The organism is Sinorhizobium sp. NG07B (genome assembly GCF_002532005.1).
GTDB lineage: Bacteria > Pseudomonadota > Alphaproteobacteria > Rhizobiales > Rhizobiaceae > Sinorhizobium > Sinorhizobium fredii_C.
Genome location: NZ_NWTD01000001.1, coordinates 101,523 through 113,702, shown reverse-complemented (window position 1 = coordinate 113,702; position 12,180 = coordinate 101,523). Strand labels below are relative to the sequence as shown.

General features: G+C 64.5%; 15 protein-coding genes. 8 read left to right on the top strand and 7 right to left on the bottom strand.

What is annotated here, in order from left to right; translation table 11 throughout:
• Window positions 1-88: 88 nt before the first annotated feature.
• The gene (locus CO664_RS00565) at window positions 89-1,120 is read right to left on the bottom strand and encodes a hydroxyacid dehydrogenase (RefSeq protein ID WP_097537678.1); all 1,032 of its coding nucleotides are present in this window, start codon (window positions 1,118-1,120) and stop codon (window positions 89-91) included.
• A 38-nt stretch (window positions 1,121-1,158) separates the two neighbouring features.
• Entirely contained in the window at window positions 1,159-1,488 is a 330-nt protein-coding gene (locus CO664_RS00560) for a hypothetical protein (RefSeq protein ID WP_097537677.1), read from the bottom strand.
• 208 nt (window positions 1,489-1,696) lie between these two features.
• Between CO664_RS00560 and CO664_RS00555 the strand changes: the two genes are divergently transcribed.
• Entirely contained in the window at window positions 1,697-2,323 is a 627-nt protein-coding gene (locus CO664_RS00555) for a ribonuclease D (protein WP_097538546.1), read from the top strand.
• Window positions 2,324-2,616: 293 nt separating this feature from the next.
• Here CO664_RS00555 and CO664_RS00550 read toward each other — a convergent pair whose 3' ends face one another.
• Window positions 2,617-2,961: a VTT domain-containing protein gene (locus CO664_RS00550; protein WP_097538545.1), complete on the bottom strand. Its 345-nt coding sequence runs from the start codon at window positions 2,959-2,961 to the stop codon at window positions 2,617-2,619.
• A gap of 85 nt (window positions 2,962-3,046) precedes the next feature.
• Window positions 3,047-3,328 (bottom strand): SelT/SelW/SelH family protein, encoded by a 282-nt coding sequence (locus CO664_RS00545; RefSeq protein ID WP_026622927.1) that lies wholly within the window; start codon window positions 3,326-3,328, stop codon window positions 3,047-3,049.
• 178 nt (window positions 3,329-3,506) lie between these two features.
• Between CO664_RS00545 and CO664_RS00540 the strand changes: the two genes are divergently transcribed.
• From CO664_RS00540 to CO664_RS00525, 4 genes are all read left to right on the top strand, one after another.
• Window positions 3,507-3,956, top strand: coding sequence for a DoxX family protein (locus CO664_RS00540; RefSeq protein ID WP_097525465.1), 450 nt, complete (start codon window positions 3,507-3,509; stop codon window positions 3,954-3,956).
• A 98-nt stretch (window positions 3,957-4,054) separates the two neighbouring features.
• Entirely contained in the window at window positions 4,055-4,546 is a 492-nt protein-coding gene (locus tag CO664_RS00535; protein ID WP_097537676.1) for a GFA family protein, read from the top strand.
• Complete coding sequence (locus tag CO664_RS00530) at window positions 4,543-5,094, top strand: sugar O-acetyltransferase (RefSeq protein WP_095678034.1); 552 nt, start codon at window positions 4,543-4,545, stop codon at window positions 5,092-5,094. Before CO664_RS00535 ends, CO664_RS00530 begins: the two co-directional genes overlap by 4 nt.
• A 20-nt stretch (window positions 5,095-5,114) precedes the next feature.
• Window positions 5,115-5,612, top strand: a complete 498-nt coding sequence (locus CO664_RS00525; protein WP_037422355.1) for a GNAT family protein — start codon at window positions 5,115-5,117, stop codon at window positions 5,610-5,612.
• A 210-nt stretch (window positions 5,613-5,822) separates the two neighbouring features.
• Here CO664_RS00525 and CO664_RS00515 read toward each other — a convergent pair whose 3' ends face one another.
• From CO664_RS00515 to CO664_RS00505, 3 genes are all read right to left on the bottom strand, one after another.
• A complete protein-coding gene (locus CO664_RS00515; protein WP_097537675.1) occupies window positions 5,823-6,107 on the bottom strand; it encodes a GIY-YIG nuclease family protein in 285 nt (94 codons plus the stop codon).
• Window positions 6,108-6,463: 356 nt separating this feature from the next.
• Window positions 6,464-8,299 (bottom strand): translation elongation factor 4, encoded by a 1,836-nt coding sequence (gene lepA / locus CO664_RS00510; protein ID WP_097537674.1) that lies wholly within the window; start codon window positions 8,297-8,299, stop codon window positions 6,464-6,466.
• A 72-nt stretch (window positions 8,300-8,371) separates the two neighbouring features.
• Complete coding sequence (locus CO664_RS00505; RefSeq protein ID WP_097537673.1) at window positions 8,372-9,613, bottom strand: MFS transporter; 1,242 nt, start codon at window positions 9,611-9,613, stop codon at window positions 8,372-8,374.
• Between the two features lie 144 nt (window positions 9,614-9,757).
• Here CO664_RS00505 and CO664_RS00500 point away from each other — a divergent pair, with 144 nt between their 5' ends.
• The 3 genes from CO664_RS00500 to CO664_RS00485 all read left to right on the top strand — a co-directional run bounded on the left by CO664_RS00500 (window position 9,758) and on the right by CO664_RS00485 (window position 12,171).
• Window positions 9,758-10,336 (top strand): XRE family transcriptional regulator, encoded by a 579-nt coding sequence (locus CO664_RS00500; RefSeq protein ID WP_172900182.1) that lies wholly within the window; start codon window positions 9,758-9,760, stop codon window positions 10,334-10,336.
• Between the two features lie 2 nt (window positions 10,337-10,338).
• A complete protein-coding gene (locus tag CO664_RS00495) occupies window positions 10,339-10,866 on the top strand; it encodes a GNAT family N-acetyltransferase (RefSeq protein ID WP_037422380.1) in 528 nt (175 codons plus the stop codon).
• A 279-nt stretch (window positions 10,867-11,145) separates the two neighbouring features.
• Window positions 11,146-12,171, top strand: coding sequence for a histone deacetylase family protein (locus tag CO664_RS00485; RefSeq protein WP_097537671.1), 1,026 nt, complete (start codon window positions 11,146-11,148; stop codon window positions 12,169-12,171).
• Window positions 12,172-12,180: the final 9 nt, after the last annotated feature.

Genomic DNA, 12,180 nt, shown 5'->3' with positions numbered 1-12,180 from the left:
TTGGCTAGGTCCTGAACCTAAAATTGATCTTGGCGCTATCGCGCGGGCTTGCATAGGGCCGTTTGTTGCCGTTGTCAGCAGGGCGGCGTCAATTGACGCTGACCGGCCGGGACCGCATCCGCGCCACCGTCTCCCGTTCCGCCCGCTTGCAGCGCATCGGCGGCAGGTTGCGGTCCATCAAGTCCATGTCCTCGAGCACCATCTCGCCCATCTTCTTGAACGCCTGGTCGAGCGCGCCGGCGCGATGCGCCGAGCGCAGGAAGCCGGGAAGCCGGCGGACCGGATGGTCGAGTGGAAGCGGTTCTTCCGGGAAGACGTCGCTCGCCGCGACGATCCGGCCGCTTTCGACCGCGGCGATCAGCGCATCGAAGTCGACGACGCCGGCGCGGCTGAGCAGAATGAAGGCCGCTCCGGGCCGCATCTTGGCGAAGGCTTCGGCAGCGAGAAAACCTTCATTCTCGCTGGTGACGGCCGCGACGACGAAGACGAAATCGCTGATCGAGAGCACCGTCTCGAGCGAGGCCGGCTCAACCCCGGCGTCGGTGAGAATGGAGGCGGGCAGCCAGGGATCATGGACGCGGATCCTGGCGCGAAAACCGGAAAGCACCCGGTTCAACGCCCTTCCGAGATCGCCGAAGCCGACGATGCCGATCTCGGAGCCGGAGAGGAGCCGCGCCGAAGCGTTGCCTTCGCCGCCCCAGAGCTCGCGTCCCTCGCGGAAGGCGAGATCGGCATCGACGATGCCCCGGGCGAGATTGAGCGCCATGGCGAGCCCCAGTTCCGCCACCGGCTCGGCGAACACCTGCCCGCTCGTCACCACGTGAATGCCGCGCTGGAAAAGCACCTCATAGGGCATGTTGTTGAGGAGGTTGCTTTCGACATTGAGGATGGCGCGCAGCTGCGGCATGCGTTCGAGCGTCCGCTCGTCCAGCGGCGGCTGGCCGATGATGTAGCGAACCTCGCCAAGCGTTGCGTCATCGAGCCCGGCAATGTTTTCCGAATCGGCCTCGACGATGCGATAGCGTCGATCGAGTTCACCTCGCGCTTGCCGGCTGAAGATCAGCTCAAGCGTGCGCGGCGCCGGCGCGCTGATGACAAGCGGTCGCTTCGTCTCGGGCATTGTCTTTCCTCCCTCTCCAGTCGAGAAAGCCGCCGCATTCAATAGTTCAGGCCGCGCTTCTGCCGTTCGAGCGACGGCGGCAGTCGGCCGCTTTGAAAGACCGGCCCGTCGCCCTTGCGGCATCGGTAGATGGTATCGAAACGAGGGCGGCCATGAGAGGGTTCGAACGGCCCGTAGCGGTCGATGAAGACCTGCTCGCAGACGGTGATCTCGCCGTCCTGCAACGGGTTCACTGGCCGCACGCCGGGAAGGTCATGAAAGCTCTGGGCGAAATTGAGACGCGTCCCGTCCGCCAGGGCGGCACTGGTGAAGAGGCTCAGCACCAGGGCGGCCAGGAAAAGCGATAGTGCGGAACGGAAGGAACTCATGCCGGCGGACTCTCGGAGCACGGCGGCGGAACGCCGACGCAGGGACACGGTATCGCGGCCGACAAACTTGCGCTATAGGCCAGCTACACTCTACAGCGCCGCCCGCCGCATCAGACGCGGCGAAGTGCTGCTACTTTGAATCACTGCATGGTTCCTTAAATCGAATCCGCTTTAAGGAACCATGCAGCTCACGATCTGGGGATTCTCGATGGCGAATACAATACGGTTCCACGAAGGTGATATTTCCGCAACCGACGCGGCCCGCTACACCGGCGCGATCGCCATCGACACGGAAACGCTCGGCCTCGTTCCCCGCCGCGACCGTCTCTGCGTCGTGCAGCTTTCGCCGGGCGACGGTACCGCCGACGTGATCCGCATCGCCGCCGGACAGAAAGAGGCGCCGAACCTCGTTGCCATGCTTGCCGATCCGGCCCGCCAGAAGATTTTCCACTTCGGCCGCTTCGACATCGCCGTGCTGTTCCACACTTTCGGCGTTACCGCCACTCCGGTCTTCTGCACCAAGATCGCCTCGCGTCTGAGCCGCACCTATACGGACCGGCACGGCCTCAAGGACAACCTCAAGGAACTGCTCGACATCGATATCTCCAAGCAGCAGCAGTCCTCCGACTGGGCCGCCGAAATCCTCTCGCCGGCGCAGCTCGAATACGCCGCCTCGGATGTGCTCCACCTGCATGCGCTCAAGGACAAGCTGACGGCGCGCCTCATGCGCGACGGCCGCATCGACCACGCCGAAGCCTGCTTCGCCTTCCTGCCGACCCGCGCCAAGCTCGACCTGCTCGGCTGGGAAGAGACGGATATTTTCGCCCATAGCTAAGGGCAGGCTTGTCGGTTCTCGGGGTGAGTCTCGGGCACTGCGGTCCTTGTGCCAAATCCCGATTTTCTCCACTCCAGCGTCATCCTCGGGCTAGACCGGAGGATCCATGCCCATGCCTCAAACAGTCGAAACTTGGTTACGCCAGTTCTGAAAAGCGCGTGCACCGGTGTTTGTGTTTGGATCCTCGGGTCAAGCCCGAGGATGACCCATTGGTGGGGTGCGCCAGTGAGACGAGGCATACAGCCCGCGCACAATTCGGGGCGGCGACGCGGGGGCCGATCCCAGTCACCTCTTCAAGGCATCAGCCACAGCAGCGCGGCATAGCGGACCGCCTTGCCGATCGTCACATAGGCGAGGAAGGCGGCGAGCGGCGTCCGGAGCAAGCCCGCCCCGAGCGTCAGCGGATCGCCGACGATCGGCAGCCAGGAGAAAAGCAGCACCGGCTGGCCGTATCGCGCGAAGAGCGTTTCGGCCCTTTGCCGCGCCCGCGGCGAGACCGGAAACCAATGTCTGTCCTCGAAACGGATCGCGAAGCGGCCGAGGGCGTAATTCACCAGCGCGCCGAGCACATTGCCCGCCGTCGCTGCGAAAAACAGCGCCGCCCGGGTCGTCTCGGCTGAAAGCGCCGCAGCAACCACCGCCGCTTCCGACAGGCCGAACAGCAAGGTCGCGGAGAGAAAGGCTGCGCCGAAGACGCCGGCAAGCGTGGCGAGATCCAGGAGTTCAGCTCCTGTCGACGTGGCCGAGATCGCGCTCCGGCTCGATGACGTCGCGGATTCGCTGCTTCAATTCCTTTGGCCCCGGAAAGCCGCCGTCGCGCTTGCGCTCCCAGACGAGCTCGCCATCGACGCGGATCTCGAAATTGCCGCCGGTGCCGGGGATCAGCGCCACCTCGCCGAGCGTGTCGGCAAAGGTCGACAGCAGCTCCTGCGCCATCCAGCCGGCGCGCAGTAGCCAGTTGCACTGGGTGCAATAAAGGATCGTGACGCGCGGCTTCTCACTCATCTGACAATATCCTGTTTCGGCCACCATAGCTTTGTGGTTGGCGCGGAACAACCGGCGCCTCACCGGCTCTTCACACAATTGTCAACTCGAGCAATCATGTTTTTATCGCGCGGTCCTTGTTTTTGAAGACATGTGCGGCAAGAGACTTCGCATTGCAACACTTTGCGAGAGGGATAGCATGACCACTGCAACCAAAAGCCGCCCGCGGACGATCCTGCCGGCGCTCGAAAAGATCTACCTGCCGCTCGATACTTTCGCCGAGACGCTGCTGCGCGTTCTCGCCGGCGCGCTGCTCGTCACCCATGGCTACGGCAAGATCCTCGATCCGTTCGGCGCCGCCGGCATGGTCGAAGGGCTCGGCTTCTATCCGGGCGTCTTCTGGTCGCCGCTGCTTTCGGCCACCGAATTCTTCGGCGGCATCTTCCTCGCCATCGGCTTCCTAACCCGGCCCGCCGCCTTTGCGGCCACCATCGTGCTGCTCGTCACCGTCTATTTCCACGGCATCGTCCAGGGTGAGGGCCTCGGCGGCGCCGAGAAGTCGATCCTTTGGGCCGCGATCACCTTCTTCTTCGCCATCCGCGGCGCCAACGGCCAGTCGGTCGACGCCAAGCTCGGCAAGCAATTCTGAACCTTGTACCGAGACGCGGCCGAAGTGTTCCGGCCGCATCTCAGCCTACTTGAACGGCAGCTTCGCCCGTGGTCATCTGACGGCGGGAGGAGCGAAGCATGAGTGAAGCGATCGAAGGCGGCTGCTTTTGCGGCCGCATCCGCTACCGCCTGAAACGTCGGCCGATGTTCGTCCATTGCTGCCATTGCCGCGATTGCCAGCGCCAGCTCGGCAGCGCCTTCGTCATCAACGGCCTCGTCGAGGCGGAAAACCTCGAGCTTCTTCAAGGCGAGCCGGTCATGGTTTCGCTATCGACCGACAGCGGCCGGCCGCATGACGTCTATCGCTGCACCGATTGCCAGTCGGCGCTCTGGAGCGACTACGGCCGGCGCAAGTGGCTCTCCTTCCTGCGTCTCGCGACGCTCGACCGGCCGTCCGAATTTCCGCCGGACGTGCACATCTACACGCGCTCGAAACTCGATTGGGTGCCGCTGCCGGCGGGCGCCAGGGTCTTCGAAGCCTATTACGATACGCAGGCGGAATGGCCGCAAGAGAGCCTCGATCGCCTCAATGAGGCACGCACCAAGGCAAAAGGGCAGGCGAGGCCATGACGAAAAGCGAGCGCGAGAAGATGGCGGCGGGCGAGTGGTACACCTGCCTCGACCCGGAACTCGACGCACTGCGCGCCTCCGCCCGCCGAGCGGTTCACGAGCACAACACGATGGCACCGGACGAGCGCGGCCGCATGGCGTCGGCGCTCGAGGCGATCTTCGCAGCCGTCGCGGCGGACGTTTTCATCGAGGCGCCGTTCCATTGCTCCTACGGCATCAACATCACGCTTGGCGCCGGCGCCTACCTCAATGCCGGCTGCACCATTCTCGACAGCGCCCCGGTCGCGATCGGCGATGGCTCGATGCTGGGTCCCGGCGTCCATATCTACTGCGCCGAGCATCACAAGGACGTGGCGCTGCGCCGCGCCGGCCTGGAAATCGCCCAGCCGGTGACGATCGGCAAGGACGTCTGGATCGGCGGCGGTGCGATTGTCCTGGCCGGCGTGACGATCGGCGACGGCGCGATCGTCGGGGCGGGCGCGGTGGTGACGCGGGACGTGGCGGCGGGCGCGAGGGTTGTGGGGAATCCGGCGCGGGTTTTGCGCTGACAAAGGAAGGACGAGTCACAATGGCCGAAATAGCGATCAAAGTTCGCCCGGCGCGCTTCGCGGATGTGCCGGCGCTTTGCGCCTTCCTGAACGAGATCATCAGGATCGGCGGCACCACGGCGCATAAAGCGCCATTCACGCATGAGAGCTTCGTCGATCATTTTCTGGCAGGCCCGGGCTTCGTCAGTTGCTTCGTCGCCGAGGATGGTTCAGGCCAGCCCTGCGCCTTTCAGGCCCTAGAGCGTTTTGACAGCCTCCCCGAAGGCTGGGCAGACATCGGCACCTTCGCCCGGCCGCACGCGAAGCTTCCCGGCGCCGGCACGGCGCTATTCGCCGCGACGAAAGCGCATGCCCGCGATTCCGGGCTTACCGCAATCAATGCCACGATCCGCGCCGACAATGTCGGCGGCCTCGCCTACTACAGCAAGATGGGCTTCGTCGACTACAAGATCGACAAGGCGGTGCCGCTGAAGGACGGACGGGCGGTCGATCGGATTTCGAAGCGATATTTGTTTTGAGGCGTGTGCATGGATCCTCGGATCAAGCCCGCGGATGGCGAAGGACGAGGGACCGCAATTGACCCCGCCACGATTAGTCATGCCCAGGCTGCTTTTTGGTTGGCACCAACTCAGGCGGTCGGCGGCTTGGGCAGTCGCTACGCAGCTTCAGTGCGCCGACCTCCCCACCCGTCATCCTCGGGCTTGACCCGAGGATCCACGCACAAGCTCTCACCAAAGCTCAAAATAGAGGTCGCGCCAGTCCGGATTCATCTTCTCGATCAATTCGACCTTCCATTGTCGGTACCAGCGCTTGAGAGATTTCTCGCGCTGGATAGCGGTGCCGATCTGCAGATGTTCTTCGTACCAGACGAGTCGGTTGCAGCCGTATTTCGATGCGAAGCCCGGTGTTAGCCCTTCTCGATGCTCGAAGATGCGGCGCTCAAGATCTGACGTGACGCCGATACAGAGCGTTCCGCGCTTTTGATTCGTAACGATGTAGACGTATCCGGCCATGCCGACGATGGTGCTTGTGCATGGATCCTCGGGTCAAGCCCGAGGATGACGCGGGAGTGGGTGTGGTCGACAATTCCGCTACGTCTGGAGGCGGTAGCCGTCAATGCTCTTTGGTCGCAAATTCACTCGATCGACTATGGGCGAAATTCACCCGGCCGTGCTGAGAGTCGGAAGTCGCTCCATTTCCTCTCGGTCATACTCGGGCTTGACCCGAGTATCCATGCGCGAGCCCTCGACTTCCGAACCCCCGAAACGCGAAATCCGTGGCGGCAACAATCTTCCCGCGGTGGTGTGAAGGATCGCTCGCCAAGTCGCCGAGTTCGGTGAACGAAAATCGCAGCAAACTCATGGAACAATCACTCATCGCCCATCTTCAACGCCGCGATGAACGCCTCCTGCGGAATCTCCACCTTGCCGAACTGGCGCATGCGCTTCTTGCCTTCCTTCTGCTTTTCCAGAAGCTTGCGCTTGCGGGTGGCGTCGCCGCCGTAGCACTTGGCGGTCACGTCCTTGCGCAGCGCCCTGACCGTCTCGCGGGCGATGATGCGGCCGCCGATCGCCGCCTGGATCGGGATCTGGAACATGTGCTGCGGGATCAGGTCCTTTAACTTCTCGCACATGACGCGGCCGCGCTTTTCCGCCGCCGAGCGGTGGACCAGCATCGACAGCGCGTCGACCGGCTCGGCGTTGACGAGGATCGACATCTTGACGAGGTCGCTCTCGCGGTAGTCCGAGAGGTGATAGTCGAAGGAGGCATAGCCCTTGGAAATCGATTTCAGCCGGTCGTAGAAGTCGAAGACGACTTCGTTGAGCGGCAGGTCGTAGGTCAGCATCGCCCGGCTGCCGACATAGGTGAGTTCGATCTGGATGCCGCGCCGATCCTGGCAGAGTTTTAGGATGCCGCCGAGATATTCGTCGGGCGTCATGATCGTCGCGCGGATCCACGGCTCGCGGAATTCGGTGATCTTGACGACGTCCGGCATGTCGGCCGGGTTGTGCAGTTCCTTCTCGGTGCCGTCGGTCATGGTGAGCTGATAGACGACCGACGGGGCAGTGGCGATCAGGTCGAGGTCGAACTCGCGCGACAGGCGCTCCTGGATGATTTCTAGATGCAGCAACCCGAGGAAGCCGCAGCGGAAGCCGAATCCCAGAGCCGCGGAGGATTCTATCTCGAAGGAGAACGACGCGTCGTTGAGGCGGAGCTTGCCCATGGCGCTGCGCAATTCCTCGAAGTCGGCCGCGTCGACTGGGAAGAGGCCGCAGAAGACCACCGGCTGCGCCGGCTTGAAGCCGGGCAGCGCCGTCTCCGTCGGGCGCCTGTCGTCGGTGATCGTATCGCCGACGCGGGTGTCAGCCACTTCCTTGATCGAGGCGGTGATGAAGCCGATCTCGCCGGGGCCGAGCGAATCCATCGCCACCATCTTCGGCGTCAGCACGCCGACGCGCTCGATCGTGTATTTGGCGCCGGTGCCCATCATCCGGATCGTCTGGCCCTTCACCAGCACGCCGTCGATGATGCGCACCAGAACCATGACGCCGAGATAGGTGTCGTACCAGCTGTCGACGAGCAAGGCCTTGAGCGGCGCCTTCTCCCCGCCCGTGCTCTTCGGCGCCGGCAGCTTGTGGACGATCGCTTCGAGCACATCCGGAATGCCGAGACCGGTCTTGGCCGAGATCAGCACCGCGTCGGAAGCGTCGATGCCGATCACCTCCTCGATCTGCTCCTTGATGCGGTCGGGCTCGGCGGCCGGCAGGTCGATCTTGTTGAGCACGGTGACGAGCTCGTGATTGTTGTCGATCGCCTGGTAGACATTGGCGAGCGTCTGGGCCTCGACGCCCTGGCTGGCGTCGACGACGAGCAGCGAGCCCTCGCAGGCCGAAAGCGAGCGTGAGACTTCGTAGGCAAAGTCGACATGGCCGGGCGTGTCGATCAGGTTCAGCACATAGGTGTCGCCGTCATTCGCCTTGTAGTGCAGGCGCACCGTCTGGGCCTTGATGGTGATGCCGCGCTCGCGCTCGATATCCATGCTGTCCAGCACCTGCTCGGACATCTCGCGCTCGGCAAGCCCGCCGGTCAGCTGGATCAGCCGGTCGGCCAGCGTCGATTTGCCGTGGTCGATATGGGCCACGATCGAGAAGTTGCGGATATGCGACAGGGGCGTCTTGGAAGATGGTGTGCTCATGGGGCGCATATAGCAGCGCGATCAGGCGGCGCAAAGCGGGAAATGAAGGCTTCGTTCACTATAAATCCGGGCGTGGCGCGGCTATTTCGCCCTCGCCTCCGCCTCGGCAAGCGCGCCCGCATTCGGCACCTGCGCGCTCTTCAGTTCGAAGCTCTCGCAGAGCTGCGGCGGCACGCGCTCGCGCAGCCGCAGGCGGATGAGCACGAAGGCCGCATAGAGGACGGCGACGGCGATCGTCGCATGGATGAACAGCTGTGCGCCGAAGACCGGCGTCAGCAGCGTCACGAGCATCGGCACCAGCGTCGCCGCCGCCGACCAGGCGACCAGCATGGTGCTGGCGAGCGGCACGTAATCGGCGGGATCGGTGCGGTCGTTGGCATGGGCATTGGCGATCGAATAGACCGTCTCGACGGCGCCGGCGAAGAGCGCGAAGACGAGCATCAGCAGCGGAAGGCTTTCAAAGGAGACGACGAGCGCTGCGAGCCCCGCCGCCACGATGAGGCCGCAGGTGGCGATGAGAACGATGCGGCGGTCGATCCGGTCGGAAAGCGAGCCCATCGGATACTGAATGAGGAGCAGGCCGAACTGCATGACGAACATCAGCGTCGCCACGTCCTCTTGGCTCATCGCATTGGCGGCGGCATAGATCGGCGTGAAGCCCTGCACCAGCATCGAGAGGCCGCCGGAGGCGAGCACGCCGATGAGGGCGACGGGGGAGCTGCGCCAAGCCATGGCGATGTCGATGCTGACCTTGGCGGGCGCGGGCGGCGTCGGCAGGCGTGTGAGGCCGATCGGCAATATGGCGAGCGCCGTGAAGAAGATCGTGACGATCGGTGCGATGTTGCCGTCGACCGGGATGCGGCCGAAAAGCCAGGCGCCGGCCCCAAGCCCGATCACATAGGCCATGTAGAAAAGCGCCATGGCCTTGCCGCGCCAGTGGTTGTCGCTCGCGTGGTTCAGCCAGCTCTGGGTGATGATGAAGTTGGTGTTGGCGGCTGCGCCGTAGAGCGCGCGAGCGAAGATCCAGAGAAGGGGATGGACGCCGAGGCTGATCAGCACGGCCGCTAGGATGACGAGCGCCATCGAGCAGGAAAAGGCCCGCGCATGGCCGACGCGGCGGATCAGCGGACCAGCCATCACGCAGCCGATCAGGCCGCCGAAGGCGATTGCGGTGACCGCCGCGCCCGGTACCCACTCCGGTGCTGCGGAGCGCGTCAGCACGAAGGGAACATAGGCAAGCATCATGCCATTGCCGATGGCGACGGCGGTCATCGAGGTGACGATGCTGGCAATCGACAGGAGAGACGAACGATCGCTGCCCATGTGCTTGTCCTCTCGCAGCCGCTTCTCCGACGCAAACTAACGCGGCGCGGCCTGTCGCATTGTCGCCGGAGCGGCATGGAAGAAATTTATTTTGGGCCAACGGGGCCGCTTGACTCCACTATATGAGAAATGCAATCTCAAATAATGGAACAGGCAATCAACTCCCTCGAACGGACGATCGGCGAGCGCGTGCGTGAGATGCGGACGCTCCAGACCCTGACGCTCGACGAATTGGCGATCCGCTCCGGCGTCAGCCGGGCGATGATCTCCCGGGTCGAACGCGGCGAGGCGAGCCCGACGGCACAGCTACTGGCAAAACTGTGCAGCGCCCTCGGCACGACGCTCTCGGCGCTTTTCGCCTCTGCCGCGGACAACCCCTCGCCGATCGCGCGGCGGGCGGAGCAGCGGCTCTGGCGCGATCCGGAAAGCGGCTATCTGCGCCGCTCGGTGTCGCCGGAGGGCCTCGGCTCGCCGGTCGATATCGTCGAGGTCGAGTTCCCGCCCGGAGCCCGCGTCGTCTTCGAACGCCAGCCGGCCGACCGCGGCATCACCCAGCACCTCTGGCTTTTCTCCGGGCGGCTGGAACTGACGATGGAGAGCGGACCGCAGGTGCTGGAGGCCGGCGACTGCCTGTTCATGGGCCTCGAAGAGGCGCACATCTTCCACAATCCCTATGACGAGCCGGCGCACTACGCCGTGATCCTTTGCCGCACCAAGGTGTAACTATGCCCGACGTCACGATCCGCGTGCTTACCGAAGCAGAAACCCGCGCCGCGCTGCCGACGCTCGCCGAAATCCTCTCCGACTGCGTCGAGGGCGGCGCCTCGGTGGGCTTCATGCAGCCCTTTGGACCGGAAGACGCGGTGCCCTATTGGCAGGGGGTCGCCGCCGCCGTCGGCCGGCAAGAGACGGTGCTCCTTGTTGCCGAGCTCGACGGACGCGCTGTCGGCACCGTGCAGCTTGGGGTCGCGACGATGCCGAACCAGCCGCACCGCGCCGACATCAAGAAACTGCTGGTGCATCAGGACGCGCGCGGCCTGGGTCTTGCTCGGCGGCTGATGGACAAAGCCGAGGCCGAGGCGCAAAAGCGTGGCCGGCGCGTGCTGGTGCTCGATACCGCGACCGGCGAGCCGGCGGAGGCGATCTACGAGCGCTTCGGCTGGCTGCGGGCCGGCGTCGTTCCCGACTATGCGCTGATGCCGGACGGGCGCTATTGCGCGACGACGTTTTTCTACAAGCATTTGTCGACTTAGGCGATCGTGGCGTGCCCCTCATCCCGCTGCCGCGACCTTCTCCCCGCTCGCGAGGAGAAGGGACTCGTTGCGCTGCGTTCCCTCCTCGCAGCCGGTGCCGCTCGGGACAGGGGGAATTGAAGGCGCGCCGCACCCCCCTTCTCCCCGCCTGCGGGGAGAAGGTCGCGGCAGCGGGATGAGGGGCCGATTGTGAGCAGGAGGAGACCGACTTCGCTTCGCTCGATCGTAGAGTAGCTTGCGTCGCGAATTGCCGACAGCACCCCAATCAGGACACCCAAGATGCGCGTTTACTTCTCCGAAGACCACAAGCTCCGAGACGCCAGGACCGAACTCCATGGCGGCGAACTCGTGCCGCCCTTCGAGGCGCCGTTCCGGGCCGAATGGATTCTTGCCGCCGTCAGGGAAGCAGGCTTCGCCGACGTGGTCGCGCCCGAACGGCACGGCATGGAAACAGCGCTGAAGCTGCATTCGGTGGACTACCTCGACTTTCTCGAAACCGCCTGGCAGCGCTGGGTCGCGGACGGCTACCGCGGCGAGGCTATCCCCGCCTGCTTTCCGGCGCGGCGCATGCGCCAGCATCCGCCGAAGGATATCGACGGCGCGCTCGGCTACTATTCCTTCGCCGCCGAGACGGCGATTACCGAAGGCACCTTTGCCGCCGCGCGCGCCGCAATGGACTGCGCGATTTCGGCCGCCGACCATCTCGCTGTCGGCAATACCGCCGCCTTTGCGCTCTGCCGTCCGCCCGGCCATCACGCGGCGATCGATCTTTTCGGCGGCTACTCCTTCATCAACAATGCCGCCTGCGCCGCCCAGCGCCTGCGCGACCGCGGCGCGGCAAAAGTTGCCGTCCTGGATGTCGATTTCCACCACGGCAACGGTACCCAGGATATCTTCTACGAGCGCGGCGACGTCTTCTTCGCCTCGCTGCACGGCGATCCGGTCGATGCCTTCCCGCATTTCCTCGGCTTCGCCGACGAGGAAGGGGCCGGAGCGGGGCTCGGCACGACGAGGAACTATCCCATGCCGCGCGACACCACCTTCGACACCTGGGTAGCGGCGATGGATGACGCGCTCGCGCGCATTGCCGGTTTGGGGGCCGAGGCGCTCGTGCTCTCGCTCGGCGTCGATACGTTCGAGCGCGACCCGATCAGCTTCTTCAAGCTGAAATCGGAAGATTTTCTGAGCATGGGCGCGCGCTTGCGGAAGGCCGGCCTGCCGGTCGTCGTCTGCATGGAGGGCGGCTACGGCGTGCCGGAGATCGGCCTCAACGTCGCCAATGTCCTGAAGGGCATCGCCGGCTGATCGGCCTCA

Bases quoted from the DNA above. Each gene is read 5' to 3' on its own strand.
- CO664_RS00515 (WP_097537675.1), bottom strand. From the start codon at position 6,107: ATGGCCGGATACGTCTACATCGTTACGAATCAAAAGCGCGGAACGCTC.
- CO664_RS00530 (WP_095678034.1), top strand. From the start codon at position 4,543: ATGACGAAAAGCGAGCGCGAGAAGATGGCGGCGGGCGAGTGGTACACC.
- CO664_RS00495 (WP_037422380.1), top strand. From the start codon at position 10,339: ATGCCCGACGTCACGATCCGCGTGCTTACCGAAGCAGAAACCCGCGCC.
- CO664_RS00560 (WP_097537677.1), bottom strand. From the start codon at position 1,488: ATGAGTTCCTTCCGTTCCGCACTATCGCTTTTCCTGGCCGCCCTGGTG.
- CO664_RS00505 (WP_097537673.1), bottom strand. From the start codon at position 9,613: ATGGGCAGCGATCGTTCGTCTCTCCTGTCGATTGCCAGCATCGTCACC.
- CO664_RS00555 (WP_097538546.1), top strand. From the start codon at position 1,697: ATGGCGAATACAATACGGTTCCACGAAGGTGATATTTCCGCAACCGAC.
- lepA (WP_097537674.1), bottom strand. From the start codon at position 8,299: ATGCGCCCCATGAGCACACCATCTTCCAAGACGCCCCTGTCGCATATC.
- CO664_RS00565 (WP_097537678.1), bottom strand. From the start codon at position 1,120: ATGCCCGAGACGAAGCGACCGCTTGTCATCAGCGCGCCGGCGCCGCGC.
- CO664_RS00525 (WP_037422355.1), top strand. From the start codon at position 5,115: ATGGCCGAAATAGCGATCAAAGTTCGCCCGGCGCGCTTCGCGGATGTG.
- CO664_RS00540 (WP_097525465.1), top strand. From the start codon at position 3,507: ATGACCACTGCAACCAAAAGCCGCCCGCGGACGATCCTGCCGGCGCTC.
- CO664_RS00500 (WP_172900182.1), top strand. From the start codon at position 9,758: ATGGAACAGGCAATCAACTCCCTCGAACGGACGATCGGCGAGCGCGTG.
- CO664_RS00485 (WP_097537671.1), top strand. From the start codon at position 11,146: ATGCGCGTTTACTTCTCCGAAGACCACAAGCTCCGAGACGCCAGGACC.
- CO664_RS00535 (WP_097537676.1), top strand. From the start codon at position 4,055: ATGAGTGAAGCGATCGAAGGCGGCTGCTTTTGCGGCCGCATCCGCTAC.
- CO664_RS00545 (WP_026622927.1), bottom strand. From the start codon at position 3,328: ATGAGTGAGAAGCCGCGCGTCACGATCCTTTATTGCACCCAGTGCAAC.